The sequence below is a fragment of the Allomuricauda sp. CAU 1633 genome, assembly GCF_017313225.1.
Lineage (GTDB): Bacteria > Bacteroidota > Bacteroidia > Flavobacteriales > Flavobacteriaceae > Flagellimonas.
In genome coordinates this window covers 92,194-117,584 of record NZ_JAFLNE010000001.1, presented here as the reverse complement: position 1 = coordinate 117,584, position 25,391 = coordinate 92,194, and the positions used below count along the sequence as shown (strand labels likewise).

25 protein-coding genes and 1 tRNA gene are annotated in these 25,391 nt (G+C 37.5%); 8 read left to right on the top strand and 18 right to left on the bottom strand.

What is annotated here, in order from left to right:
* Position 1 precedes the first annotated feature (1 nt).
* From J0X14_RS00500 to J0X14_RS00465, 8 genes are all read right to left on the bottom strand, one after another.
* Complete coding sequence (locus J0X14_RS00500; RefSeq protein WP_207095809.1) at positions 2 to 754, bottom strand: DUF4097 family beta strand repeat-containing protein; 753 nt, start codon at positions 752 to 754, stop codon at positions 2 to 4.
* 19 nt (positions 755 to 773) lie between these two features.
* A complete protein-coding gene (locus J0X14_RS00495; RefSeq protein ID WP_207095808.1) occupies positions 774 to 1,562 on the bottom strand; it encodes a HEAT repeat domain-containing protein in 789 nt (262 codons plus the stop codon).
* Positions 1,563 to 1,564: 2 nt separating this feature from the next.
* Entirely contained in the window at positions 1,565 to 2,089 is a 525-nt protein-coding gene (locus J0X14_RS00490) for an RNA polymerase sigma factor (RefSeq protein ID WP_207095807.1), read from the bottom strand.
* A 103-nt stretch (positions 2,090 to 2,192) separates the two neighbouring features.
* Positions 2,193 to 2,594, bottom strand: a complete 402-nt coding sequence (locus J0X14_RS00485) for a TonB-dependent receptor plug domain-containing protein (protein ID WP_207095806.1) — start codon at positions 2,592 to 2,594, stop codon at positions 2,193 to 2,195.
* Between the two features lie 65 nt (positions 2,595 to 2,659).
* Positions 2,660 to 2,809, bottom strand: a complete 150-nt coding sequence (locus tag J0X14_RS00480) for a hypothetical protein (RefSeq protein ID WP_207095805.1) — start codon at positions 2,807 to 2,809, stop codon at positions 2,660 to 2,662.
* Entirely contained in the window at positions 2,809 to 5,025 is a 2,217-nt protein-coding gene (gene feoB, locus J0X14_RS00475) for a ferrous iron transport protein B (RefSeq protein WP_207095804.1), read from the bottom strand. The genes J0X14_RS00480 and feoB overlap by 1 nt, the downstream gene beginning before the upstream one ends.
* Complete coding sequence (locus J0X14_RS00470; RefSeq protein ID WP_207095803.1) at positions 5,022 to 5,264, bottom strand: ferrous iron transport protein A; 243 nt, start codon at positions 5,262 to 5,264, stop codon at positions 5,022 to 5,024. The genes feoB and J0X14_RS00470 overlap by 4 nt, the downstream gene beginning before the upstream one ends.
* 86 nt (positions 5,265 to 5,350) lie before the next feature.
* On the bottom strand, positions 5,351 to 6,025 hold the full coding sequence (locus tag J0X14_RS00465; RefSeq protein WP_207095802.1) for an SCO family protein: 675 nt from the start codon (positions 6,023 to 6,025) through the stop codon (positions 5,351 to 5,353).
* Positions 6,026 to 6,175: 150 nt separating this feature from the next.
* Between J0X14_RS00465 and rseP the strand changes: the two genes are divergently transcribed.
* Together rseP and J0X14_RS00455 are read left to right on the top strand one after the other, a co-directional pair.
* Positions 6,176 to 7,531: an RIP metalloprotease RseP gene (gene rseP / locus J0X14_RS00460; protein WP_207095801.1), complete on the top strand. Its 1,356-nt coding sequence runs from the start codon at positions 6,176 to 6,178 to the stop codon at positions 7,529 to 7,531.
* A 68-nt stretch (positions 7,532 to 7,599) separates the two neighbouring features.
* Positions 7,600 to 7,673: transfer RNA gene (locus tag J0X14_RS00455), tRNA-Asn, on the top strand.
* Between the two features lie 290 nt (positions 7,674 to 7,963).
* Here J0X14_RS00455 and J0X14_RS00450 read toward each other — a convergent pair.
* The 5 genes from J0X14_RS00450 to J0X14_RS00430 form a co-directional block, all read right to left on the bottom strand.
* Positions 7,964 to 8,464 carry a hypothetical protein gene (locus tag J0X14_RS00450; RefSeq protein ID WP_207095800.1) on the bottom strand — a complete coding sequence of 167 codons (501 nt, stop codon included), beginning with the start codon at positions 8,462 to 8,464 and terminating at the stop codon, positions 7,964 to 7,966.
* A gap of 215 nt (positions 8,465 to 8,679) precedes the next feature.
* On the bottom strand, positions 8,680 to 9,399 hold the full coding sequence (locus tag J0X14_RS00445) for an HNH endonuclease (protein ID WP_207095799.1): 720 nt from the start codon (positions 9,397 to 9,399) through the stop codon (positions 8,680 to 8,682).
* A 154-nt stretch (positions 9,400 to 9,553) separates the two neighbouring features.
* Positions 9,554 to 10,426, bottom strand: a complete 873-nt coding sequence (locus J0X14_RS00440) for a retron St85 family RNA-directed DNA polymerase (RefSeq protein ID WP_207095798.1) — start codon at positions 10,424 to 10,426, stop codon at positions 9,554 to 9,556.
* Positions 10,427 to 10,558: 132 nt separating this feature from the next.
* Positions 10,559 to 11,461, bottom strand: a complete 903-nt coding sequence (locus J0X14_RS00435; protein WP_207095797.1) for a retron St85 family effector protein — start codon at positions 11,459 to 11,461, stop codon at positions 10,559 to 10,561.
* 352 nt (positions 11,462 to 11,813) lie between these two features.
* Positions 11,814 to 13,706 (bottom strand): ATP-binding protein, encoded by a 1,893-nt coding sequence (locus J0X14_RS00430; protein WP_207095796.1) that lies wholly within the window; start codon positions 13,704 to 13,706, stop codon positions 11,814 to 11,816.
* 644 nt (positions 13,707 to 14,350) lie between these two features.
* On the opposite strand from J0X14_RS00430, the gene J0X14_RS00425 reads away from it, so the two are divergent.
* The 3 genes from J0X14_RS00425 to J0X14_RS00415 all read left to right on the top strand — a co-directional run bounded on the left by J0X14_RS00425 (position 14,351) and on the right by J0X14_RS00415 (position 15,502).
* Positions 14,351 to 14,758 carry a helix-turn-helix domain-containing protein gene (locus J0X14_RS00425; protein WP_207095795.1) on the top strand — a complete coding sequence of 136 codons (408 nt, stop codon included), beginning with the start codon at positions 14,351 to 14,353 and terminating at the stop codon, positions 14,756 to 14,758.
* Between the two features lie 88 nt (positions 14,759 to 14,846).
* On the top strand, positions 14,847 to 15,029 hold the full coding sequence (locus J0X14_RS00420) for a hypothetical protein (RefSeq protein ID WP_207095794.1): 183 nt from the start codon (positions 14,847 to 14,849) through the stop codon (positions 15,027 to 15,029).
* Entirely contained in the window at positions 15,026 to 15,502 is a 477-nt protein-coding gene (locus J0X14_RS00415; protein ID WP_207095793.1) for a nucleotidyl transferase AbiEii/AbiGii toxin family protein, read from the top strand. Before J0X14_RS00420 ends, J0X14_RS00415 begins: the two co-directional genes overlap by 4 nt.
* 342 nt (positions 15,503 to 15,844) lie before the next feature.
* Here the strand turns inward: J0X14_RS00415 and J0X14_RS00410 are convergent, their stop codons facing one another.
* The 4 genes from J0X14_RS00410 to J0X14_RS00395 form a co-directional block, all read right to left on the bottom strand.
* Positions 15,845 to 16,663, bottom strand: a complete 819-nt coding sequence (locus J0X14_RS00410; RefSeq protein WP_207095792.1) for an alpha/beta fold hydrolase — start codon at positions 16,661 to 16,663, stop codon at positions 15,845 to 15,847.
* 115 nt (positions 16,664 to 16,778) lie between these two features.
* Entirely contained in the window at positions 16,779 to 17,999 is a 1,221-nt protein-coding gene (locus J0X14_RS00405) for a site-specific integrase (protein ID WP_207095791.1), read from the bottom strand.
* Between the two features lie 434 nt (positions 18,000 to 18,433).
* A complete protein-coding gene (locus tag J0X14_RS00400) occupies positions 18,434 to 18,943 on the bottom strand; it encodes a DUF5004 domain-containing protein (RefSeq protein ID WP_207095790.1) in 510 nt (169 codons plus the stop codon).
* A gap of 145 nt (positions 18,944 to 19,088) precedes the next feature.
* Positions 19,089 to 19,664: a hypothetical protein gene (locus tag J0X14_RS00395; protein WP_207095789.1), complete on the bottom strand. Its 576-nt coding sequence runs from the start codon at positions 19,662 to 19,664 to the stop codon at positions 19,089 to 19,091.
* A 386-nt stretch (positions 19,665 to 20,050) separates the two neighbouring features.
* Here J0X14_RS00395 and J0X14_RS00390 point away from each other — a divergent pair, with 386 nt between their 5' ends.
* From J0X14_RS00390 to J0X14_RS00380, 3 genes are all read left to right on the top strand, one after another.
* Entirely contained in the window at positions 20,051 to 21,487 is a 1,437-nt protein-coding gene (locus J0X14_RS00390; protein ID WP_207095788.1) for a serine hydrolase domain-containing protein, read from the top strand.
* Positions 21,488 to 21,633: 146 nt separating this feature from the next.
* Positions 21,634 to 22,467, top strand: a complete 834-nt coding sequence (locus J0X14_RS00385) for a hypothetical protein (protein WP_207095787.1) — start codon at positions 21,634 to 21,636, stop codon at positions 22,465 to 22,467.
* Between the two features lie 94 nt (positions 22,468 to 22,561).
* The gene (locus J0X14_RS00380; protein WP_207095786.1) at positions 22,562 to 23,527 is read left to right on the top strand and encodes a DUF4421 family protein; all 966 of its coding nucleotides are present in this window, start codon (positions 22,562 to 22,564) and stop codon (positions 23,525 to 23,527) included.
* Between the two features lie 50 nt (positions 23,528 to 23,577).
* Here J0X14_RS00380 and J0X14_RS00375 read toward each other — a convergent pair whose 3' ends face one another.
* Positions 23,578 to 25,374, bottom strand: a complete 1,797-nt coding sequence (locus tag J0X14_RS00375) for a hypothetical protein (RefSeq protein ID WP_207095785.1) — start codon at positions 25,372 to 25,374, stop codon at positions 23,578 to 23,580.
* Between the last annotated feature and the right edge of the window lie 17 nt (positions 25,375 to 25,391).

Genomic DNA, 25,391 nt, shown 5'->3' with positions numbered 1-25,391 from the left:
ATTATTGTTTTCTTAGATAGATGTTTCCATTGGTTGACTTCAAGGAAATATTTACCCCTCCATTGTTGATAGCGGCATTCACTTTTCGTCCAGATACCGATTTTAGGCCATTCTTTTCCTCACGTTTTAGTTCAAAATTGGTATAAATATCCCCATTGGTTGAACTCAAGGATAGGTCTGCCGGGGTGTTTCCGGGGAGGGTGACATCCACGGCCCCATTTGTAGAATAAATGGAAATGGGAGAGTCCTGTTTTACGGTGCCAAATTCAACGGTAATATCCCCGTTCAAGGTATTTGCGGTCACCGGACCATTTACATCCATAATTTCAATGCTGCCGTTGAGTTGGGCATCTGCTTCAATCTCTCCCGTAAAGCCATCAATCTCAATATCTCCACTCCAAGTGCTCTTTACGGATACATTTTGGGTTTTTGGCAGATAGATTTCGGCTCCTTCTGACTTCCTCAGGTTTTTTACGATCAGGGTGTTGCCATCTTGAACAACATAAAATCCCACATCGGTATTGTCATTACCTCCTTCGCCTACCAAACGCAGACCTTTGGCTTTTTCTGAAGTTTCCACCCTTCGATTCCCTTTAATGAGCAGTTCGTTGGCATCATAGGTACGGAGGTTTATATTTGCCTTTGATTCTATTTTGACCCATTCAATGCCATTTAAAGATTTGGAATAGTCGTTCTGTGCTTTAAGCGTTGCCACGAAGGCAAGTGCTAAGGTTAGAATTGTAAACTTTCTCATGATTTTCGCTTTTTGATGTTTATATAATTTTTGGTAATCCTGTTTTGATCTGTTCCTTTACAAAGGGTTGTGTTTCTTCCTCATCCAACAATTTTTTCATGGGATCAATAGCTTTCTTTTCTTGGATTTTCACCAATTCTTCAATAATCCCTATTTGAATGCTTGGATTTTTTTCCTGCCCTAGGGCATCAATGAATACATTTTTCACAGTTTCTGATGATGTAAACTTTGAGAGGGCCTCAAAAGCGGTCAACCGAACATTGTCGTTTTCATCATTCAAAAGGCGGTTGGCCAAGGCCTTAATGATCGCCTCATCAGGATGTTCAAATTCATCAATGTAATTGACCCCTTGAATCCTCTTGCTGGCAGATTGATTTTCCATGAGCGAAAGCATGGCAGTTTGCTTCATTTGAAGCGTTTCATCCTTTAAAACTGATATGTTCTCATCTACTTTTTGCTGCTGGAAAAGACTTCCCATCTGAAAAGCGGCCACCAAAAGAGCAATACTGGCGGCTACCTTAAGCAGATTGCTGGCCCAATTGGACCTTTTCCTTGATGTAAGCGAGACCACTTGGCCCATGTTTTCTTTTTCCGCCTCCAAGGCTTCTTCAAATTTGGCCTTGAGCCTATCCGAAGGCACTGCAACGACTTCGGTATCCAAAGCGTTGAACAATAGCTTCATTTCTTCCATTTCCTTTTGGCACTTTGGACATTTTAGCAAGTGTTCTTCCACTTGTTTTTGGATCTCTACCGGGAGAACTCCGTCCAAATACTCAGGAATCAGTTCTAAAACATGGTTCTTTTCCATGGTTATATATTTTCTAGATAGATTTTCTTTAATTTTTTTAATACCCTGCACACTTTGGTCTTTACAGCACCTGGCGTACTTCCGAGAATCTCTGCCAATTCCTCGTATCGTATGTCCTCAAACCGATTGAGGATAATCAGTTCCCGATCTTCCACATCCAGTTGGTTGAGTGCATGCTGCAGTTGGGAGTGGTCTTCTGCCCCTTCACTTTCATTCTCCACCGATGTATATTCAAGTACTCCAAGATCTTCATGATGCCTTTGGTTTCTGGTGAAATGACTCTTTAAATTGTTCCGGGCTATGGTGAACAGCCATGAAACAAAAGATCCATTCTTGTAGGAACTCCTATACTTGATCAACTTATAAAACACATCCTGTGTTAGATCTTCGCTCAACATGCTATCGCCGGACATCTTGTACAAAAAATGGTATACATGTTTGTGATGTCGGTCAAAAAGTACCTTGAGCAAATCCAAATTGCCCTCAGCAACTTTTTGCATCAGTATTTCATCTGAAAGCGTTTCCAATGGATGTTTTTAGTTGGCTTCTGTTTTATATAGTCAGGAAATTGAAAAAGGTTACATCAAGGGGGGATTTTTTTTGGAAAGTTAGTGTGGGGAGCATTTTCGGTTATTGGTAGGTTGTTATTTTTATGACCCCACTGCCACCACGAACACCATACTCAGCAGCTCCTGGACCAGTTATGGCCTCAATTTTTTTCACGTTGAAACTTTCCACAAGTTGGTTAAGGGAATTGAATGAATTTCCAACCACATAACCATTGAGAATGTATAATGGTTCTGATGGTGTGCCTCCCGAAACTTGGTTAAAGGACTTAATAAAATGGGGAACACCATTTCTTAGCATAACCCCAGGCAATTGTTGAATACGTTGAAGAAGCGAAATATTTCCCTTGTTTCGTTCCTCTAACTCTTTGGAAATATCAGAATAAAAATATGTGTTTTTGGTTCCTGAGCAACTTGACAAGGTTGTGGAAAATATCAGATATCCAATTAAAAAGAAACGTCCCATGGAAATAAATTATTCCACAAGCTATTAATTTTTAAGATATTAAGGATGAAAATATGGTAGATTAATCAGCTGCAACCACAATTGTCCTGTCCGCAGGACTTGGAAGCTTTCTTTTTTCCGGGAACCAGAGACTTGGGCAAGAGAAACTTCCAGACCAAATAACCTACGGCCACTGCCAAAGTAACATAGACCAATATATGTTGAAGAGTTTCCATTAACTAAGGATTTGGTAAGCAGCTAAAGCTACAAGATACGCAAAAACACTCATAAACGTCAGTTGTAAGAGGGGCCATTTCCAAGTATTGGTTTCCCGTTTTACGATGGCCAAGGTGCTCATGCACTGCATGGCAAAGGCATAGAAAAGCATTAATGAAATCCCTGAGGCAAGATTAAACAAAGGTTTGCCCGATGCATCCAGTTCCGCTGCCATTCTATTTTTAATGGTCTCTTCCTCATCACTGCCCACACTGTAGATGGTGGCCAAGGTGCCTACAAATACTTCCCGGGCCGCAAAAGAGGTCAAGACCGCAATGCCAATTTTCCAATCGTAGCCTAGAGGTTGGACCAGAGGCTCAAAAGCCTTTCCAGCTTGTCCAATATACGAATGCTCCAGCTTATAACTGGCAATTTCCTGGGCTTTGGCTCTTTCTCTTAAATCTTCAGTCAAGGTATGGATGGAATCTTGTAAAACTTGGGTAGACAAGCCTTCCGACAGTGCCATTTCCCGAGAGGCTTCCACATTATTTTGGATGTAATTTTTACTATATGTGCTCAGTCCCTCTTTTTCAATTCTCTGAGTGACGATGGTCTCTGCATTCCTGAAGTCATCAGAATACCCATTGGAGCCCAAAAACCAAAGGATAATGGAAATAGCCAAAATAATTTTTCCAGCGCCAAACACAAAGCTTTTGGTCTTTTCCAATACCGTGTAGGCCACATTCTTGATCAGGGGCATTCGGTAGGTGGGCATCTCTACCATGAAAAGGGAGCGACTTTTGATTTTCAAAATCTTATTGAGAACCATGGCAGAGAACAGGGCCATACCAAACCCGATAAGATACAAGAGCATCAATGTGAGAGCCTGATAGCTCATGCCCAAAATGCTTCCTTCGGGAATGACAAGGGCAATCAATATGAGGTATACCGGTAATCGTGCTGAACAAGTGGTAAATGGGGTTACCAGAATGGTGATCAACCGTTCCTTCCAATTTTCTATGGTACGGGTGGCCATAATGGCGGGGATAGCGCATGCATTTCCCGATATGAGAGGAACCACACTTTTCCCGCTCAATCCAAAGGGACGCATTAGCTTATCCATTAAAAAAACAACCCGGCTCATATATCCGGATTCTTCCAAAAGGGAAATGAAAAGAAACAAAAAGGCGATTTGGGGGATAAAAATCACAATCCCACCAATACCGGCGATAATTCCTTCGGCTAAGAGATCGGTAAAAACCCCAGGGGGTAATGTATTTTTAATCCATTCCGCAGCCAAGGCAAATTGTGCATCTATGAAGTCCATGGGGTAGGAACTCCACTCAAAAATAGTTTGAAATATGAGCAGCAGGATGGCAAAGAAAATGGCATAGCCAAATATCTTATGGGTGAGCACCTTATCTATGGAAGCACGTAGTCCCTTGGCGGCCAACATATCCACCTTGTAGGTTTCCTTCAGGGTATTGTTGATGAACTGATACCGCAATACCGTTTCCTTATGCTGTAATTTTTTTAGCTCTTCCTTGGATTTGGTGGAAAAGTCAGTGGCATCCTGAATCTGTTTTTTCTCAATGGGCATAAAGTTGACATCTTGGGTGATGACCAACCATAGTTTATAGAGATCTTCGTTTGGAAAGGCTTTTTGTAAACGATCAAAATACTCGGGAGCTATTCTTGAAGTATTAACATTGGGCGCCGTGGACAGATTTTTATAATCGGCAATAAGTTCTTTGATACGATTTATGCCCAACTCTTTTCGAGTACTCACCAACGCAATTTTGGTGTCCAGTTTTTTCTCCATGGCCTCAACATCTATGGAGATGCCCTTGCGGGACATTCGGTCTGACATATTGATGACCAAAATGGTGGGAATTCCCAGGTCTTTAATCTGTGTGAAAAGAAGGAGGTTCCTTTTTAAGTTCTCTACATCACTGATGACCACGGCCACATCAGGATAATCTTTGTCGTTTTTATTGAGGAGCAATTCCACAACCACACTTTCATCCAAAGAGGTGGTGTTGAGACTGTAGGTGCCGGGAAGATCCAAAATATGGGCCTTTACCCCTCTGGGCAATTTGCAGATACCTTCCTTTTTTTCAACCGTTATACCAGGGTAATTGCCCACCTTTTGTTTAAGGCCGGTAAGTTGGTTGAAAACTGATGTTTTTCCGGTATTGGGATTCCCGATTAGGGCAACATTGATATTCTTACTCATAAGCCCGTGGTATCTTCAACAATATCTAGCTCAATTAGCTCAGCCAATGATCGTCTAATAGCAATGTGGCTTCCGCTTAAATTGATGTAAATAGGGTCTTTCAATGGGGCGACTTGGACCAGTTCAACAGGATTGCCGGGCAGGCAGCCCAGTTCCAAAAGCTTTATGGGAAGAATATGTTCCGAAAAATCCTTTATAATGCCCTTTTGCCCATATGCCAAATCTGCTACCGTTGCCACTAATCTTATTTAGATTGATTTTAATTAAGGGCAAAAATAAGTAAAAAAGACAAAACTGAATCCTAAAATGGAAAGAAAGGTTTGGTCTATTCCATATAACTGTCCTTAAGGATTTTCAGGTCCTGGAGCAATTTGTCGATTTCTTCCGGATTGGTCCCGTCATAAAAACCCCTGATTCTTCGTTCTTTATCCACCAAAATAAAATTTTCAGTATGGATCATATCGTAGGGCCCACCATCCCCGTCGGTTTTTACGGCCAGATACGATTTTCGGGCCATTTCATAAATCTGCTTTTTATCGCCCGTTACCAAGTTCCATTTGCTGTCAATCACCCCTTTTTCCAGTGCATATTTTTTTAATTGAGGTACAGAATCGATTACGGGTGTAACGGAGTGTGAGAGCAAAAGCACATCAGGATCATCAATAATGGCTTCCTGTATCCCTGCCATATTTTTGGTCATAATGGGGCAAATGGTAGGGCAGGTGGTAAAGAAGAAATCGGCCACGTAAATTTTGTCCTTATAGTCGTCTTGGGTTATGGTCTGTCCGTTTTGGTTGGTGAATGTAAAATCTGCAATACGGTGATATTTCTTTTTGTAGTGCAAGGTACTATCCACTAAAGTGGGATCCACCATGGAAGGTTGGTATATTGGAAGCATCTTTTTGGGTTGCAGGGCATTGTAGAACAAATAGATGATTACGGCTGAAAGGCACAGTAAGACGATTCCAAAAAGCTTGTATTTGGCAAAAAAAGTTTTCACATCACAAAATTACGGTCGCCGGGAAGATTCATCAAGCGAAAAGTCAAGTTTTGTTGCCAAAACTTTCTTAAAACACAGAACCCTAGGTTTTGTGGTTTTTTTATGACTTTGTAAAAGTTTACTTTTGTGCGTTTTAACAAATGACTGCTAATGAGTCCCATATTAATACAGACCATACAATTCTTTTTAAGCCTTTCCTTGCTTATTGTACTGCACGAGTTAGGACATTTTATTCCAGCAAAGATCTTTAAGACACGGGTTGAGAAATTCTATCTGTTCTTTGATGTGAAATTTTCCCTTTTTAAAAAGAAAATAGGGGAAACTGTCTATGGAATAGGGTGGCTGCCTTTGGGAGGATACGTAAAGATTTCCGGGATGATCGATGAGAGTATGGACACCGAGCAGATGAAGGAAGAGCCCAAGCCTTGGGAGTTTCGAAGCAAACCGGCTTGGCAACGCCTGATCATTATGTTGGGCGGGGTAACCGTAAACTTTGTCCTAGCCGTGATTATTTATATTGGGATGGCCTATGCCTATGGCGATCAATATATTCCCATGGACAGTTTGCGTGATGGTATTTGGGTGACCGAAAAGGAAATCGGGGATGAACTGGGAATACAAACCGGGGACAAGATCATAGCTGTGGATGGCAATGAGATTGAAGCTTTTGACAATGTTTTTGTGGAATTGATCAATGGAAACAGCATCACTATTGAACGTGATGGCCAACAAATTGAAAAGGAAATCCCAATCGATTTTATTGCCACCTTGTTGGAAGATGAAGATAGAATTCGCTTTTTAAGCTTTAGGGTGCCCTTTGTAGTGAACAAAATTCCCAAAAAATCCCACAACAAGGAAGCTGGATTTCAGCCTAAGGATGAGTTTATCACCATAAATGGTACTGAGGCTATTTATAGAGATCAAGTGATTGCCTTTTTGGAAGAAAATAAAGGGAAAGATATTGAAGTGGTGGTACAACGAGAAGATGGCTCCCGAGCTAATTTGACGGCTAAAGTGAATGATGAGGGTAAATTGGGGTTGGAAGTAGGTGGGTATACCATGCAAGACCTTCAGGAGGATGGTTTTTTTGAAATAAAAACCCAAAAATATTCCTTTATGGAGGCTATTCCTGCAGGAATAGACAAAGGAGTAACCACCCTGAGCAGTTATGTAAAACAACTCAAAAAGATATTTAATCCGCAGACCGGAGCTTATAAAGGTGTAGGGGGATTTGCTGCGATTGGTGGCATGTTTCCTGATACATGGAACTGGGCCGCATTTTGGTCCACAACCGCATTGATTTCCATTATTTTGGCCTTTATGAACATTTTGCCCATCCCTGCCTTGGATGGTGGCCATGTCATGTTTTTGCTCTATGAGATGATTACCGGTCGCAAACCCAGCGACAAGTTTTTAGAGTATGCCCAGATGATCGGATTCTTTTTGTTGATCGCGCTATTGCTGTTTGCCAATGGCAACGATTTGTATAAATGGCTTTTTAAATAGAAAAGCGAATTTTTTGCTTGTAGTGTTTTAAAGAAACACATATATTTGCACCCGCTTAGGATAAAAATTCCTCCTTAGCTCAGTTGGTTAGAGCATCTGACTGTTAATCAGAGGGTCCTTGGTTCGAGCCCAAGAGGGGGAGCAGAGACAGCAAGGCTTCAGAGAAATTAAGACTCTGGAGCCTTTTTCATTTGCACGCAATTTGCACGCGGACTGAAAAAAATAAAATTTGGCCCCAAACTTTAACATTTCAGGCTAAAATTTACCAAAGTAATTTGCGATTTGTCCCAAATTCTTACCCTTAAACTTTTGCACGTGGATCCTATTCCAATTTTATAGTGTTCGGGAAGAAAAGCGTAAAATAAAAATGGAATAGGGTGCAACCTACTTGGAGGCATCATCTTTTAAGTATTATACCATTTTCAAGGTGAGTTATACCGTTTTTATTTTTTCTCCGTAATCAAGACTTTCAAAAAAACTTAATTGACCTTCGAACAAATATCCATTGGCAATGAAATCCATTTCATATTCAGAAGTCACCAATTTCATTTCCATTGGGTCAATTGAATATTCGTGAAGTCTTATTCTAAAATATCGTGAGTATAATTTAGATACACCGAGTTTTAATAAAATCCACATTGGAGATAGAAAAAATGGATTAATATTTTCTTTTCCACGTTTTAATGTGATTTGTATTATATCTTCTTCAGGAATTGGAATTGCAGTAAGTTTATTTGAATAATTCGCCCGTAATAAAATTCCGCTAGTCCACTTTTCAAAGTTGCATTTCGAATCTAGTTTTAGATTCTCGGCATCAGAATTTTTTGATTTAAAGGACTTTAAAAAAAATCCAGTACTACCTATTGTATTTGGCTTTCGAAAATTGATTTTGACTGGTTTTCCAATCTGTTTTATTGTTGATTGTTTAGTCATTTTAGTTGTTCCAGTTTTTAATTATAGTTGCTGCCTGAAATACAAATATCAATATGTAAACAACATAAAAGATTAAGATATTATACCACTTGTATAGAGCTGCTTGTCTTCTTTATCGCCATTGATTTTAGTATGAAATTCTAGTGCTACAGGAGGACCCCAAATGAAGTCTATAATTATCATATTAGTTGGTAGAATTGTAAAACAACTGCTTTTTAGTCATTCAAATCAAAGTTCATTATTTCTGGACTATTCTTTTTTTTAATGACTATAGTTGCTATTGGCCAATTATCTGTTTCTCCTTTTTTGAATTTCACATCTTCAACTCGCCTTTCTCCAAACAAATAATATCCTTTGTCTTCTATTTCTTTAAGTAATTGGTTCAGTTGATATCCCATCTGTACCCTGTCGTAAGCCTCAACCATTCCACTAATATCTCCATAATCAACAAAGCTTTGAACAATTCCACCAATGAATTTAGCTTCTTCCTCCGTTTCTACTTGTTCATAATCCGTTCTATATCCGTAGGATTCATGAAGAATCTCTAATAAATCTTTCCCAGAAGTAATTCTTGCTAAAAACCTTGGTTCATCTTTTTTGTTTTCTTCAACTGCTTTTTTCAGAGTTGAATTGACCCAGTTTTCGTGTTTGGTTTTAATGAAACGTAAAACTTCTTCTGAAAAGGTCTCATATAATTCGTCAATTTCTTTGTGATGGTTTCGGCACAGAAGGATTAAATTATCATAGTTGTCATATTCGTTTAAATCTGGTTGATGTCGCGGCCCATTTGGTTTACAGCTAATTATGTGGCATTCTTCTCCAATGTTTATTTTGTCTGTTGCAGATTTCAATGAAAATAATTCGGTTTTGCAAATCGAGCATCTGTTTCCCGATCTAGCCCATAAATTTTTTCTTGTTTTGTTTGAAATTGCCATTTGTAATTGTTTTTAGCTTATAAACAATGGTCTTAGATATGGGAAGCTAAGTGGTTTGACGTTTATTTTTAATAGTAAACACCATAATGAAAATCCATGAAAATTAACAGAAGTATAAGGGAAGAAGGTTTTAATTAAAGCTACCTATTGAATACTATTCTTTAGATTTCAGATTTTCAATATATTTTATAATTTTCTCCTTGTAATCAGTTTCAATACTGCTTATAAATGAAATATATCCAGCCAATCTTCTTAGATTAATTTTTTCTTTTTTAATAATATAATGATGTAATTCAGCCCTAATTTGCCTTTTTAGTTTACTATTTACTTTCGGAATTCCGTTATTAATATTCACTCCTGTCACTGACATGTTGCCTTTTCCAGATAAATATCTTGTTTTTTTCTTGTTGATGTTAAAACCATTCTTATAAAGTAATTCATTCACAAATTTGTAGGCAAACTGAAGTGAATGCTTGTTATCAGAAGAGAAAGTCAAATCGTCGGCATACCTTGAGTAAGTAATAAGCTCGGAATTACAATATTTCATTATTTCATCATCAATTTTTTTGAAAACTAAATTGGACAGCGCAGGTGAAGTTGGTGCTCCTTGTGGAAGTCTTCTTTTGAATGTACATACTTTAGCGATTTTTATTGCAAAATCCCTGTCTGATATATGTTCTTCTAGAGTTTCAAAAACTTGTTTTTGTGATATCGAAGGAAAGAAGTTCTCGATGTCAATGGTCAGTAAGTATCTTTTGTTAAGATGAAACATTGCATTCCTTTTGATACCTCTTTTCTCAACAAAACCACTAGCTCTTTTATTTACTTCAAGTTTATTGAGGTGGTTTTTTAATATCCATCTCTGAATAATTTTTAAGTTTTTCCCGGGACAATTAATGGCTCTTTTTCCACCAGATTTTTTAGGCAGATAATAAGTTTTGTAGTGCTTGTCTGCAAAAGTTATATAGTTTTCAATAACGTTTCTACTTAAACCTACTTCCAATATTAATTTGTCAAGGGCTTTCATGGTTAATAAATGGATAAGGAAGCTTTTACTTAAATAAAATTAGGTGGCGAAAACTCGGACGTTTTTGACGACTAAATTTATTGTATAAACGTAAGTTTAAACCAGCAAGACGAAACATCAAACTATTAACGGCTACTTTAATTCTAAAAGCTTTAATTCCTTATCCATATCCTTCTTTTTTTTCTTTAATTGGTTACTTAAAATCTTTAATCTTATATCGGAAAATTCATTTACAATTTTTAGCTTAGGTAAAAGTTCTTCATATACATATTTGTGTCCTCCTCCCGATAGAGAATATATTTCTTTAAAATTTGAATCAATATCCTTTTCTATTCTATTTTTTTGAACTAATATCTGTATTGACGCATCAATATATTTTAATTTTATTTTCGCATTCTTTATTTCTTCGGTAAGCTCATTTAAACTTTCAAACATCTCCCTTTTGGTTAAAGGTTGGTAGATTGCTATTAGGTAAAAAAGATACCTCGATAGATTGAAAATGTTCATTAAATCGTAAGAATCCTTTTTGGGAATTCTTTTTGACGATATTGAATCAACAATGTCTTCTAAAATATCAATTTCTTTGCCTTTAGTATAATAGAATAGATTATTTGTACTAGTTTTCTTGATCAAATCAATTGGCCCAAGGTTTATAAAGCTCTTAGTGTTTTTATAACGAGAATCATTTATAGCAATTATTTTAGGTAAAAGCTTTTTGTTAACTGCAAACGCACCAATTTCTGCTAAAGTTCCATGACCTTCAAGTGGAATTATGATTAAATCAACATAGTTTGCTAATTCGTCTTCTAACTCTAATAGGTTACTTTCTTTTTGATTTAACAAGGTAGCGAATATAAATTCAGGGTAGACAACATTAAACTTTGCATATTTTTGAAATTCAATATTGAGTAAATGACGAAAAGAATCTGTTCTGCCAGTATCAGCACCGCATAAAAAGATGTTAAGGGTGAAGTCAATATCTTTTTTGTAGAGCTGAGAATATATTTTTTTTACTATGCTTCTTTCTTCTGTCATTTTACATTGATGTCAACAGTATTCTCGTAGTTTATCCTTTAACTTTTCATAAAAAAATCAACCTAAAAATCAGCGGGCTTTTTATGAATGATTACAATTTATCTTCCTCATTTTTGAATAAAATTTAAATTATCTAGCAAACCTTTGACCAACATTGACTAATAATTTAAAGCAATATGACTACGCGGTAATCTGGGTGTAACTCAATCTAATTTAACATAAAATAACCGTTATGCAGGATTTAATATTAAAAGTGGAAACAAAAGAATTCTTCATAACTCGGGATTTGCCTCAAATTTCAATAATTCCGATTTTAGGTAGGTTTTTTCTTAATATCGGTTGGCCTCTATGATTATTTCAATTCACTCATCGAATCAAACCATAATTTTACTTCCTCGAAGCAGTTGATTTCATCTAAATGTTTTTTGGTAATCTTAACCGCATGAGTATTGTTTAGTTGATTTTTAATCTTACTTGTTCTTTTCTTTCTCTCCTCTTTTTCCAATTCGTTCCATGATCTAGTGCTTTCAGAATTTTCCAAATTGTGCTTACCAATAATATCTGAAACATCCGTTATTGTCCAATCCGTCCCATCTGGAATTATAACTCCATAAATTTCAGTTATCAATGAAGGGGCAAATAAGTTTTCCATTTCTCGATGACTTGTTGTAAATGCAACATTTCCATGGCCTTTAGCATTGATTGCCTCAACGTATTTTTGATACTTATTTGGTTCTTCTGAACCTATATCGCTATCATAGATATGAATCTGATTCAGATTTAATTTTCCTAGGTAATCTTGATTTACCCAAAATTGCAATGAACTCCCACCTAAGGGTAGTAGTATAATTGATTCTTCATTTTCAATATCACAAATTGAATTGAGTTCTGGTATGCTTTGACTAATTTTTTTCAAAAAGGCAATATCATTCTTACCTTCAACACATATTGCTAATTTTACTTTCGAGACATCCTCCAACTCAATTGAAGGAAGTACACCTAATTCATCTGCAACTTTTCTAAAAATGTCCTCTTCTCCTCGTGAAACTTTAATTTCGTTTTCGAGTCTTTCTAAAAAAATCAAACAATTTGGTTCAATTTGTTTTGCAATTCCTGGACTATGTGTGGTTAAAATTACTTGGTTGTTGGAGTTTTTTGCAAGTGTTTTGAATGCTTCTATCAAAAGTAATTGATGTTGAGGGTGTTGAGATGTTTCCGGTTCTTCAAGTGCATAAATTATCTGTGGTACACTTCTTTCCTTTCTTTGTTTTTCCGCTTCTGCTCTGAAAAAATTTAATAAAATTAGCCTTCTCACTCCACTTCCTCTCTTATCTAGAGGGATGTTTTCATCACTCACGAGATTGAATTTGAATGCGCTATCCCATGTAGGTTCAGAAAAAATCGGATCAAGTGAATCGGCAATCTCTGTATTCATCTCCTTTAGCTTTTTTATGGTTAGTTTTGCAACTTCTGATGAAGCTTTCTCAACAGCATCTTTAATCGTTTTTAATTGAGTTTGAAGAGTGCTATCTTTTAAGATATGTTTTATGACTGTTTTCATTGGATTTTGTACCTCCGAATCTTTTTCTTCATTTTTTCTATCAGATTGAAATAAAGAGTAGATGGGAAAATAAGTCTCCAATTGATTCCATATTTCTTTACCAACGCTTTGAGTCTTGTCTGAGCTTTTAAATACAGTGACTGCTCTCAATGTATTTTTTAAATCTTTTCCTAAATGATTTCTTATTGCTTCTCTTATCGATGATGAAATCGTACCATTATAATTTTCAGTTGGAACTCCTAAATCGTCAGCTCTTTTTTTTAATTCGTCTATTTTTAAGCTCAATAAGTCTTTAGCTTTAGTATGGCTTGGGTGTACAGCAATAAGGTCAATTTTCTTTACACCTGTAGCTCCGAAAGTTTTTTGAATCTCTAAAAGTTTGTTTTCGTTTAACAAAAGTTCGTTTGCTAAGCTGGTTTCGACAGTACTATCAACAATCAACTTTTTCGGCAAATCAGAAAACACTATACTTATTTTACACTCGTTTCCGCCCTTCAAATTAATGTCCTCTTTACTGTATTTACTAATAGCAGATTTGTCATTGATGAAAATATCTATTGCTTCCAAAACTGTAGACTTACCAATATCATTTCGACCTACAATAACATTAAAAGAACCAAAGTCAATTTCAGTTTTGATTCGATATCCTCTAAAATTTTCTAAAATCAGTTTTTCAATTCTCATAAATGTTAAATGGTTTTAAGCCTTTAAAATAACTTGTTCATGCATATACCGTATTTTAAATGGTTATGCCCATTAAACAAAGCGTAATTTTAACTTGGCTTGTTGTAAATTTTGGGGGATAGATTTAAATGTAAGAATTTTCTATTAACTGGAAAATGTGGAATCCCGTAACGAGTTGAAATAGTTTCATTCAATTCAAAAGTTGGGGTGCTTTCTTTTTTGTTTTGCAAAGCAAAAGAAAAATGTAAAGCAAGAGGATAACAGGCTAGCGCACTGTTATTGATTCATTTTCCTTCGGAAAAGACCATTTTTAGGGCTTTTTTGAAAATATTGATTAATGACTTTTATAGCCTTTTTTACTAAAAAGGGACTTCAGTCCAGTAAAATCAATTGATTTTTTACTAAAAAATGGTTTTTTGAAGAATGGCTTGGTTGAGTAATGAAGGCTTTATTTGTCCAATAATTTTATCGGTAAATCTTCTATTTTTCACGGAAAAAGGTGTTCAGCCCAGTAAATTCAAGGAATTTTTCACGGAAAAATCAAAAATGATTAACCATTTTGAGGAGAAAGTACCTTAGTCATCCCTTAAATGCATTCTTGTATTTTACAATCGGATTATTGTACGAAACACTATATTTGAGGTATGGAGACAAAGACCAAGAACAATCATATAGGCAGAAAAATTGGTAGGATTAGGGAACTCCGAGGAATGAAACAAGAAACCCTTGCCGAAGAACTGGGCATCAGCCAACAGGCCGTTTCCAATATTGAGAACAGCGAGAAAGTGGATGATGCGAAACTGGAAGAGATTGCCAAGGCCTTGGGAGTTACCAAGGAGGGTATTGAGAATTTTTCTGAGGAATCCATATTTCATAATATCAACAACTTTAATGATAACAGTGTAAATAATGGGCCTCTAAACAATTTCCATTGCACGTTCAATCCATTAGATAAACTGGTGGAAGCCTACGAGGAGAACAAGAAACTTTACGAGCGTTTATTGCAAGCTGAAAAGGACAAAGTTGCCTATTTGGAAAAGCTGATCAAATAGCTTGTTTAAGCTGCAATGATTCCCACACTTTTTAGGCTCTTGTCAATTTGTAATATCTTTATATCATAGAACGGTAATATACAGGCAGATGCAAGTTCAATTTCGTACCAAGGATGAGGCCAATATGGAACAGGAAAGGGATTTCTTGGCACTTAGCCCTGTTGAGCGTGTTTACCGTTTCTTGGATTTGATGCAACGCATCAACCGATTTCCCACAAAGGCCAAGCATGATGAGAATAAATTCATCATACAGATTACTACCGGGAAATGAGGCAATGGAAAGAGGATATCGACCTTTTTTTGGAAATGACCAACAAGCACGGGGTTAGGATGCTCATGGTTGGCGGGGGTGCCGTCAATTTTCACGGACATCAAAGACACTCTGCCGATGTTGATTTCTGGATAGACCCCAAAGAGGACAATTTTAAAAGGTTGGTGAAAGTATTCAATGAAATGGGATACGAGATTGAGGATTTCCCAAAAGAAGTGAAGGAGGGACATCAAAACATTTCCATTAAATTCTCCCCTGCCGATCTCAATCTAGAATTGATAACCAATTTTTCAGTGAACAAAAGTTTTGACCAAGCTTATGAGGAAGCGGAAGAAGCTTCCTTGGATGACCAACCCCAACTTAAATGGAAAGTGTTGAATCTTGATGACCTGATCACCAGTAAGATTAAGGCGGGAAGGCCCAAGGATTTGGCAGATGTCCAACAATTGAAAAGGATCAACAATAAAAAGTAATTAGAACAGTCTTATCTTCCAAGAGACTAACTGTTGGGTCCTTCTCAAAAAGGTTCTATAGGAACTCTTCAAAGGTTGATTGATTTTGCCTCGCTCAGTAGTATTAGTTTGTGTAAGATTTGGGGCTTGCAGCACTTCACTTCGTTCCGTTCGCTTTAATTTAGTTTCCTTTTGCGACCCACTGGGAGCAAAAGCAAGATTGTCATGACAATGACACATCTTGAATTAACATCCTAACAATAGAAAAAGCCTTAAGATTATTCTTGAATAAGTATCTCTTTTAACAGTATTTAAGTTGGAAAAACTAATAAGTAAAGAGCTATTTTGGTGTTTTAATTGAAGTTACTTTATGGTAACTAACATTTCTTTAATTGCATCAATAACCAAATGCGGTTCATCTAATTGAATAAAATGTCCGCTTTTTTCCGTCGATATAATTTTCATTTGAGGAACTTGCTCTCTAAAATCTCTATAAAGTCTTTTCTGAACCTGAATGAGCTTTATTTGATTGGAATCATTTTTATCGACCTGATTTGATTCAAGTAAGGTAATTGGTATTTCAGTCTTAAAAGGAAATGTTCTTAATATGGAATCGTGTAGGTGATAAGCATCTACTTCCATACGAAACCCTTTAGGGATTAATTTGATTTGAGCAGCAAATATGCTATCCTCTATACGTATTTCTTCTTCGGTCTGTACCTTTCGGTGTTCTTCATTAATAAATTCACTTCCAGGATCTATAAGTATCAGACCAACAATGTTAGTTGGATAGCGATGTAGATAATATCTTGCAACGCTTCCTCCCATAGAGTGACCCACCAAAATAATTGGAGTGTCAACCACCCCCTCTTTTTTCAATAAGTCTTTAAGTTCACTGGATACGTTTTCTAATGTTCTTGGAGAACCGATCAATTCTGATTTCCCTATACCGAATTTATCATAGGAGATGGTTTTTGTGGTTTGAGAAATATTCTTCTGTACTTCTTCAAAATCTTTTAAGTCACTTCCACCACCACAAAGAAACACAACAACAGGCTCCCCTTCTCCCCAAGTCAGGACATACTGTTGTCTATTCTGAATTTCAACGTAATGATAGTTCGGTTTATTTGTGCAGGAGCAGAAGAGAATCAAGCCTAATAACATATATCCAATATTGTTCATACATGGACGGTTTATAAAAATGACGAATGGAAATAATATATGTTACAATATGGTAGAGGTTAGAAGAGTTTCAATATCCAAAAAATTAACAAACTACTTATTGATCTTCCCTATTCTATATGGAGTTAAGTTCCAACTGATAGGTGTCAAGTACATTGCTAGGCAGGGACTTTAAATAAATTTGGGTAGTACTAAGTTTGTTATGGCCCATCATTGCGGATATCGCTTCCAAAGGAACTTTTTTGAACATTGCATGGGTTGCAAAACTATGCCTTGAAACATAGGAAGTCAAACGCTCTTCAATCTTACATTCTTTTGCGATTTCTTTCAAACCAATATTGTAACGTCTAAGCTCCCATTGGGCATCTTTGTATTGCAATTCCAAAGTGTCCCGATAAATTATGGGCAATAAAAAACCAGAGGGGTTAGGATGGTCCAGATAGTATTGAATAATGGGTTTAATCTGATCGGTTATAATTATATCGTAGCGTTTTCCTGTTTTACGTCTTTGAAGTTTAACACGACCATCGATGATATTATCCCTTTTCAGGAATGCCATATCAATAAAGGACATGCCCAACATCAGATAGGAAAGAATAAAATAGTTGCGATAGTGAAAATGATTGGAACCAATCTTGGTTTTCATTTCAAGTATTTTCTTGATGCTTTCAATCTTAATGGCTCTTTTTTCAGTGGGCTTTGTTTTTATGGTGTAGTATTTAAAAGGGTATAGTGCTTCATCCACCATGCCTTCCTTGATTCCTTTATTGTAGATGGCCTTTATCGTTCTCATATAAGATGCAATTCCATTGATGGTATTGCCTGGTTTTGATAAATGGTGCCTTTCAAACCGTTTTAAGAATTCAAGATTGAGTTCATTGAATTTTAAATCCCTATTGTTTGTAAATACTTTTAGCCTTCCTATGATTCCGGAATAGTTTCTTGCAGTGCCTATCCGTTTTTCCCTAATAAGCTCTTCTGCTTTTTGAAGACCGAACTCATAGAATGAGTTTAACCGTTTTCTATTGACAATTTTATCGGCAATGTCTTTGGCTGTTAGTCTGTCCAATTGATCATTATCCGCCAACCTATTGATTACTTCTTGTGCCTTAAGTTGTTTTTTTAATAAAAGGGTGTTCATTAAGTGAACCGAATCAACATCTGGAAAATTTCTCTTTACTTTGCACCTGTGATGATCCCAGTAATCCTCTGGGACATAATGACCTGTTTTGATCGAAGTGGTTTTTCTAAAATGGGTCAGCCTCAAAATAATGGGAAAACATCCATTTTGGGTCATTCTGCGGGTGTCCAAACTTAGCTTTATACTCGTGTTCATGAACATAAGTTATAAAAAAATTTGCACGCAATTTGCACGCAAAAGCTTGGTTTCAATTGATTCTGTTTGAAATCAAAATTTATTAAAACATTGATAATCAATTAAATAAAGGCAAATTTAAATTTGCATGTACCTCATTCGGCGACGCTGTTAATCAGAGGGTCCTTGGTTCGAGCCCAAGAGGGGGAGCAAAAATAAAAGAGCTGCACGAAAGTGTGGCTCTTTTTTGTTGGAGAAGTTTGTCCTGAGCACCCATCTACCGGACGAGCAGGTGGCCGAAAGAAGCTAAAGTGGGGAGTGAAAATAATCTGGGAGGAATTGTTCTTGCCAGGGTTTATTTTTAGACCTTGATTTATTCAACATATTATCCAATATCTCATTTAGTGATTTATTTATGGAATTTGATGTGAAGTTTAATATTGAAAGAATTTTGATTATTCTACTTTGGTGTAAACATAAGTTTCATTATCTGAATATTCATCCCCGAAAAAAAACTGTACAAGGGCATCAGCGTTCCATGTATAAGAAAATGAGTTTCCATCTACAATTGCTTTAAAACCTAAGCCCTCACTTTGAACTGTTAGTTCACTCCCATCCAGTGACCAAGTTTTTTGTACAGTAGTGGGCGGTTCACAATTCATGACTATCTCATCATCTATGATTGTGAAGGACAAACTTGTAGCAATCTGTTCCCCTGTTCCATCTTCATTGAAAATTATTCTTACATCAGTAAAGCAATTGGTCTCCTCTATAAAATCGTTTGAAGAAGTACCGTCACCGTTGAAATCATAAGAGTTTTCAAAAGTATAGGAAGTAAGTTGCCATGTACCTACCATTGTTATCGGCTCGTCAACTTCAGATTCATCTCCTTCACTATCATTTGAACAAGAAAAAGTAATTAAGATGAGGGAGAAAAGTATGGTCTTGTAAATAATGTTTTTCATTATAGGAAAGGTTGATGCATCCATTTTTCAAATAAAGCACATATTGGATAAATGTCCAACCCTTGGTTTCAACAATTGAACAACTTTGCGCACGTTATGGTCGGATTTGAAAAAACTTGGTTATTCAAGTTTGAATAAAGATTGATTAATCAAAATAGTTACTTAAGTTGTACAACTCACTTTTTTCTGGAAACTGTGCCTTCAAATTTTTAAGTATTCTATGACCTTCAGTACAACCAGATTGTTCATACTTGCATTTGCCTCCATAGGCAATTACCAATCGGTAGTTGACATTGTATTCTGATGGGTAAATTTCCTTAGCCAACAAATATTGGAATATTGCATTATTGAAATGGCCTTTTTCCAACCATTTATCACCGTCCTCGATGTAGAACAGGTATTTTTCGGTCTTACCCTTCATTATTGTAGCCTCTGCCTCCAATTGATAACGTTTAAGGTTGTTATAGAGCTTAATTGTAAATCCAATAGTTAAGGCAAATAAGAAAATTGCGAGTACTGATGACCGAAAGTTCGTTCTTCTATTTTGCTTTACAATTTTCTCTCTGATTTCGGATAACTCTTTTTGTGAAATGGGCTTGGACTCAATTCTTCCTTCGTCGTATTTGCGATATTCGTTTCGAAGCCGTCTAAACCCGGACTCACGTCGAAACAAACTCTTTCTACGCAACAGACTCTTATTGTTACGAAGAATCGTTATCATGCTTTGTATGCTGCCCTCTCCTCCCATGTAATATAGGTGTTTGTTTTTAGGCAAATGTTACATGTATAACCATTGCGTAATTCCAATAACCAATAAATTTAATGTCTACGAACAAACTGCTTAATTAACTTCGCTTAATTTATATCCAAAGCATTAACAAACTTTCATAATGCTTAAAAGTCATTTTTATTGGCCATCCTGAGTTTTTCCACTCACCATTTATTTCTTTATTCTCTCAACTAAACTGGGTGCTTAAATCCCATTTCAAAAGATAACAAATGCAACACCTATAAAAGGCAAATAATTTATATCTTTCCAATATCCCCCTCCCGTAACATATCATTTTTTAGGTTAATCATTGTAACCAGCCAAAAAACCGCTTTAAAATGAAAAAACTATGCTTTTTACTGGCCATAATTTTTGTGGCCTACTCTTGCAGTTCAGACTCTTCCGATCCAGCTCCCAATCCAGGGTCTCAAAATCCATCGACACCTAATAATGACAATAATGGAGGAGGCTCCCTGTCAAGTGCCAACAATCTGATTTCTTTTCAATTCAAAAAAAATGTGAATGATATCCCGGTCGATTCTGAAGCAACCATTGCAGGAACCACAATCGGACTTTTTCTTCCTCCAAGTACCACATTGGAAGATTTAATCCCAGAATTTCAGGTTTCCAATGGTGCATCCGTTTATGGTTCTTCAGGGGGACAGGAAGCGATTGAGCTTACCAGTGGAGTAACTTCTTTGGATATCTTGGATGGAGCTACTATTGAGGTCAGGGCTGCCAATGGTAATGCTAGAACGTTTACGATTGATTTAACCACCGACTTTCCTTTACTGGACGAAAGAATAGCATCTTTTATGGAAGCTCAAAACGTACCTGGGGTTCAAGTTGCCATTACAAAGAACGAAAAACTCGTCTATCAAAAATCATTTGGATGGTCTGATGTGGAAAACGAAATCCCGGTAAACAATGGATCCCTCTTTAGAATAGCCAGTATTTCAAAACCATTGACGGCCATTGGCATTTACATTCTTCGGGAGCAAGGAAAACTTGGACTGGGCAATAAGGTTTTTGGCGATGATGGCATCCTTGGTAATACCTATGGAACACCTCCGTATTCAGATGACATCCTAGACATTAATGTTGGTCATCTTTTGGACCACAGAGCGGGGGGGTGGACCAATGATGGCAATGACCCCATGTTTTTGGACTACTCCTGGGATTTTGAACAGTTGATAGGTTATACTTTAGATAATATTCCTTTGGAACATGAGCCTGGAACAACGTATTTATATTCCAATTTTGGGTATTGTTTGCTTGGGCGAATCATAGAAAAAGTTACCGATCAAACCTATGAGCAGTTTATGATGGAAAATGTACTGGCCCCTTGTGGTATTGAAGATATGGCCATTGCTAAAAATTTGCTGGAAGAGAAAGCACCCAACGAAGTGACCTATTATAGTTTGGGATGGTCGCCGTACGGAATAAACGTTACTAGAATGGACTCTCATGGAGGGTGGATTGCTTCAGCCACCGATTTGTTGCGGTTTTTGGTACGTATTGATAGAAACACTGAAGTGGAGGATATAGTGAATTCCTACCCTATGTATTTTTCGTATCAGAACTGGAGCCATTCAGGTGCATTACCTGGTACAGCCACCCTTCTTGAACGCAGGAACGATGAGTTTGGATATTCAATTTTAACAAACGGCACGTCAACAGGAAACTGGCCCTCCATACCCTTAATGGGACAAGCGGTATTGGATGAGATTGATTCCAGACAGGAATGGCCTAACTATGATTTGTTCGAAAATTAAAGGGAATGAAAGCTACAATGTCTTTGCACTTTCACTTTGCTTGATTTTAATACTGTATTATTTGTATGAAAAATCTTTAATGAGCCTAAGGTTGAAAACGGTTTTTTTGTAACTTCTTTGACTAAACACTTTTAAATCAACCCACTATGAAATCATTAACTATTATTTTCTGTATGGTGACCCTGTTGTTTTCGGCAGGTACCATAGCCCAAGATGCTGTTGACAAAGTCTACATGCTCAGCGGAGAAGTAAATGAAGGAACTGTAAAAGCCATTGAGGATGCTGCAATTACCTTTGTGTATGCTGGGGAAACATTGGAGTATTCTTTTGAAAAATCAAAAATCAACAAAATCGTATTCGGTAGTGGGAGAACGCAGGTAATCAACGAAGCTGCCGCCCCTGTAACGGCTGCGGCTGTCGCTAGTGCAAATTCCCGGAACAAGCTTGCCGTAATACCCTATACAATGATATCCAACGAGAGTTCCTTGACCACTGATGCCATGGCTGAGGAAGTTCAGCATACCACCATAAATTCTTTTATGGATAATACCAGAGGGCTTACCATTTTAGATCCAATGACCACTAATGCGCTGTTGTTAAAGAACAATGTAAATGCAAATTCCATCAAAACCATGTTGCCGCAAGAAGTGGCCAAGTTGTTGGGTGTTGAATTTGTAGTGTATGGCACTGCAAACATCAATTTTGAAGGGACAATGACATTTGGGAGCACCAGTACAACTTACAAGGAAAAAGAGAAAAGAGAAGATAAGGACAAGAAGAGTTCGGGAAGGGAATTTAGCAGTACAAGTTCGTCTACAACGGATAACTATGATACCACCATTGAGATGATTGTATACAATGACCAAGGCCGAACGGTACACAGCGTTAAGAGAAATGGGTTTGGAAATTCATTGGACAAATACGAGGCCACTATAAATTATCTTGTAAGGCGAACCCCTTGGGGAGACAAGCATAAATAGTGATTTAACCCATTGTGATCGTTTCCAAAATCAAGTATTTAATCTCAACCTCCTTCAGATGTTTATAAAAACCCTTGTTCCAACTATAAAAAACTTGGCTAAGGCTATTAGCATATCTTGTTTCACCTTTATTTTCCATGCCCAAATACAAGGGCAGGAAGCAGACGATGACATTATTTCTTACGAGGATAAGCTCGCTTACGGTATTGATTTTAGTACGGATATTGATGAGTTTATAATCAATAGTCCCGATGTGGGCAATTTCCATTTGGTTTCCAACAACGATGTAAAGCTTACATTTCGGATGAATTATAAATTCTTGAATTTAAGTTTTGGGTATTCCCCTGGATTTTTACCGGGAAATGATGATGATGAACTAAAAGGAGATAGCTCCTTTACGGAATATCAGGTAAATATGTTTCCTGGGAGGTTTGTTCAAAATGTTTTTTTTAGGAGAATGAAGGGATTTTATGTGGAAAATACCGGTGATTTTCTACCAACATGGAATGAAGGGAGTGATCCCTATCTCCAGTTTCCAGACTTAAAGGTCATTACTTGGGGAGGAAGGACAGGATTTGTTTTAAATAAGAATTTTTCGGTAAGATCACTATATAACCGCCAAGAATGGCAACTGCAAAGCAGGGGCAGTCTAGTACCCGAGCTTAAATATGAGTTCACCAAGATGACCAATAATTTTGAAGATAGCTACGGGAAAGAAAACCAAGTGGATGTAAGGGCCGGGATGGGCTATTATTACAATTGGGTGATTACCCCCAAAATGAACATTGCCCCATTTGCACGTGTTGTATTTGGCCCTAGGTTTTATAAGTACACCCTCTCGGGTGACATTGAAAAGGACAATTATTTTGTAACCGACTATACCGCAGGACTTCAGCTTGGTTACAATACCGATAAATTATATATGGGTATTTCTGCTGCTTTCAACGGTTTGTCATACAAGAATGCGGAATCATTGGACATTTCCAATAATTTATGGCACGGTGTGTTTTATATTGGATACCGTTTTGAAGCACCCGAGAAGTTGAGGAATCTTTTCTAACCTACCAGGCGGTAGCAGACATGGTAGTCCTCATTTAAATTGTACAAGCTTCAATTTTGTGCCACTTCTGAAGGAATCCTCAGATCAAACAGATATTGGTTTACACCCTGCATGCCCAGTTTAAATACCTTGACCTCCTTACTCTGCAATTTGCTGCCGTAATTCCGATAAATGGTAGCCTTGATATAGGTCGGTGTGACCTGTTTGTTGCCGTGGTAGGTGGCATTCACCTTCCATCTGCCCAAAAGTTCATTGTCCAAAAGAAAATCGGCCATGGCATAGCCCAGTTCCTTTTCGGAACGGATTCGCTCAGGCATTTCCGCCATGGTGTGCTTCCATTCAAAATATTGGTTTTCGGGGTTCACGAACTGCAGGTCGAACTCCGCTTCGGAGTCGCTCCAGTCAAAGACCAATCTTGTGCTGCGCTCATCAAAATCCTTTTTTCGCGTTTTGATTTTCAGGGAGCCGTTGTCCAGGTCGAAGAGGTTGTCCATCTCCCGTTGCATGATGGCGGCAAGTTCCATACTGTCCGTTGGCAACAGGCCTTCCTCCATGAGATAGGAATGCCGTGCATAGAGCGAAGCGGCAGATTCTGGCTTGTCCAGATTACGGTAACTGTTCGCCATATCAATAAAGCTCTGGGCGTATTCTGGGCGCAATTTGTAGACTTTTTTATAGAGGGCATGGGCCTCTTTTTGCCTTCCCTGTGATTCCAATACATAGGCCATAGCCTTTAACAAGACAGGATTGGTATCATTTAGTTCGATGTATTTTTCATAGATGGCATCCGCAAATGCTATATCATTTTCATCCTCGTAGAAGTATCGGTACGAATCCAGATAAAAGAAAGCATAGTTGGCATATTTTAATTGATTGTTTTCAAATATGGTCCTTGCCGCTTGGGTAGACCCACTTTCTTTGAGCTCTTTCATATAATTGGGCAAGGAGGCCCCCACACTTTTAGCATCGACCACACTACTTTCTTTGAGATAATTGTTTCGAAGCTTTGCCTGATCGTAGGGAGCGCCATTGGCTTCTTTTGGGGTGACAGTACCCGTTTTGGTATTGATTACGACCACTCCGTTCACGCCTAGGTGTCCATATCGAGCCAATCCGGCATAGGAGGGAATAAAGGCGATTCTTCTTAGGTTCCCCCACAAAGTACTGCAGGATATGCGGTTCAAAATAACACCATCCACATCAAAAACAGCTCGTCCATTTGATAGGCCAGGAGAAGATGAGCCTTTGTTCATAGAAGGGCTTTGTATCGCATTTATTGGTCTGTTCAGACTGCCACTAGATCGCATGGATACCACCAACTCATCGGTCATGGGGTCGCACATAGCTCTTACGCCGGCAAATCTCCCAGTCAATAAAAAGTTCAATTGCGGTGCTGATCCTACTTCTTCTTCTCCCAAAATTCGAAGCGAGTAATTGGCGGTCTCTTTGTTCAGATATCCGTAGGCGGACTTTATGATATTTGGATTGGAATCATACTCCAATTCCAGCTCTTTTTGACCTTTCAGTACTTTTTTTGATACTGTAACCTCTTCCAACTCTTCCACCTTTTGTTTCATCTCAATATTGAGGATTTTAGTGACGTCCTCTACAATAACCGAGACGGTGTCCATACCCATATAGGTAAATTGTAATTCTTCCTTGGGCGTAGCCATAATTGTATACATGCCATCTTCTTTGGAGCCAATCTGGGCTTTAGTGGAAAGATTGGTAATGTGCACGTCCTTCAATGGACTTCCAAGATGGGTAATTTTCCCATGAACGGTTTTTTGGCCGTAGGAAAATGTCAAAAAAAGAAGAAAAATACAGGTAGTGGTGATTGCTTTCAAAACCGTTGGATTTTTGT

What these genes read in the sequence shown, in the direction of transcription:
- J0X14_RS00500 (WP_207095809.1), bottom strand. Translation starts at nt 754, where the DNA reads ATGAGAAAGTTTACAATTCTAACCTTAGCACTTGCCTTCGTGGCAACG.
- J0X14_RS00495 (WP_207095808.1), bottom strand. Translation starts at nt 1,562, where the DNA reads ATGGAAAAGAACCATGTTTTAGAACTGATTCCTGAGTATTTGGACGGA.
- J0X14_RS00485 (WP_207095806.1), bottom strand. Translation starts at nt 2,594, where the DNA reads ATGGGACGTTTCTTTTTAATTGGATATCTGATATTTTCCACAACCTTG.
- J0X14_RS00480 (WP_207095805.1), bottom strand. Translation starts at nt 2,809, where the DNA reads ATGGAAACTCTTCAACATATATTGGTCTATGTTACTTTGGCAGTGGCC.
- feoB (WP_207095804.1), bottom strand. Translation starts at nt 5,025, where the DNA reads ATGAGTAAGAATATCAATGTTGCCCTAATCGGGAATCCCAATACCGGA.
- rseP (WP_207095801.1), top strand. Translation starts at nt 6,176, where the DNA reads ATGAGTCCCATATTAATACAGACCATACAATTCTTTTTAAGCCTTTCC.
- J0X14_RS00450 (WP_207095800.1), bottom strand. Translation starts at nt 8,464, where the DNA reads ATGACTAAACAATCAACAATAAAACAGATTGGAAAACCAGTCAAAATC.
- J0X14_RS00445 (WP_207095799.1), bottom strand. Translation starts at nt 9,399, where the DNA reads ATGGCAATTTCAAACAAAACAAGAAAAAATTTATGGGCTAGATCGGGA.
- J0X14_RS00440 (WP_207095798.1), bottom strand. Translation starts at nt 10,426, where the DNA reads ATGAAAGCCCTTGACAAATTAATATTGGAAGTAGGTTTAAGTAGAAAC.
- J0X14_RS00435 (WP_207095797.1), bottom strand. Translation starts at nt 11,461, where the DNA reads ATGACAGAAGAAAGAAGCATAGTAAAAAAAATATATTCTCAGCTCTAC.
- J0X14_RS00430 (WP_207095796.1), bottom strand. Translation starts at nt 13,706, where the DNA reads ATGAGAATTGAAAAACTGATTTTAGAAAATTTTAGAGGATATCGAATC.
- J0X14_RS00425 (WP_207095795.1), top strand. Translation starts at nt 14,351, where the DNA reads ATGGAGACAAAGACCAAGAACAATCATATAGGCAGAAAAATTGGTAGG.
- J0X14_RS00420 (WP_207095794.1), top strand. Translation starts at nt 14,847, where the DNA reads ATGCAAGTTCAATTTCGTACCAAGGATGAGGCCAATATGGAACAGGAA.
- J0X14_RS00415 (WP_207095793.1), top strand. Translation starts at nt 15,026, where the DNA reads ATGAGGCAATGGAAAGAGGATATCGACCTTTTTTTGGAAATGACCAAC.
- J0X14_RS00410 (WP_207095792.1), bottom strand. Translation starts at nt 16,663, where the DNA reads ATGAACAATATTGGATATATGTTATTAGGCTTGATTCTCTTCTGCTCC.
- J0X14_RS00405 (WP_207095791.1), bottom strand. Translation starts at nt 17,999, where the DNA reads ATGAACACGAGTATAAAGCTAAGTTTGGACACCCGCAGAATGACCCAA.
- J0X14_RS00400 (WP_207095790.1), bottom strand. Translation starts at nt 18,943, where the DNA reads ATGAAAAACATTATTTACAAGACCATACTTTTCTCCCTCATCTTAATT.
- J0X14_RS00395 (WP_207095789.1), bottom strand. Translation starts at nt 19,664, where the DNA reads ATGATAACGATTCTTCGTAACAATAAGAGTCTGTTGCGTAGAAAGAGT.
- J0X14_RS00390 (WP_207095788.1), top strand. Translation starts at nt 20,051, where the DNA reads ATGAAAAAACTATGCTTTTTACTGGCCATAATTTTTGTGGCCTACTCT.
- J0X14_RS00385 (WP_207095787.1), top strand. Translation starts at nt 21,634, where the DNA reads ATGAAATCATTAACTATTATTTTCTGTATGGTGACCCTGTTGTTTTCG.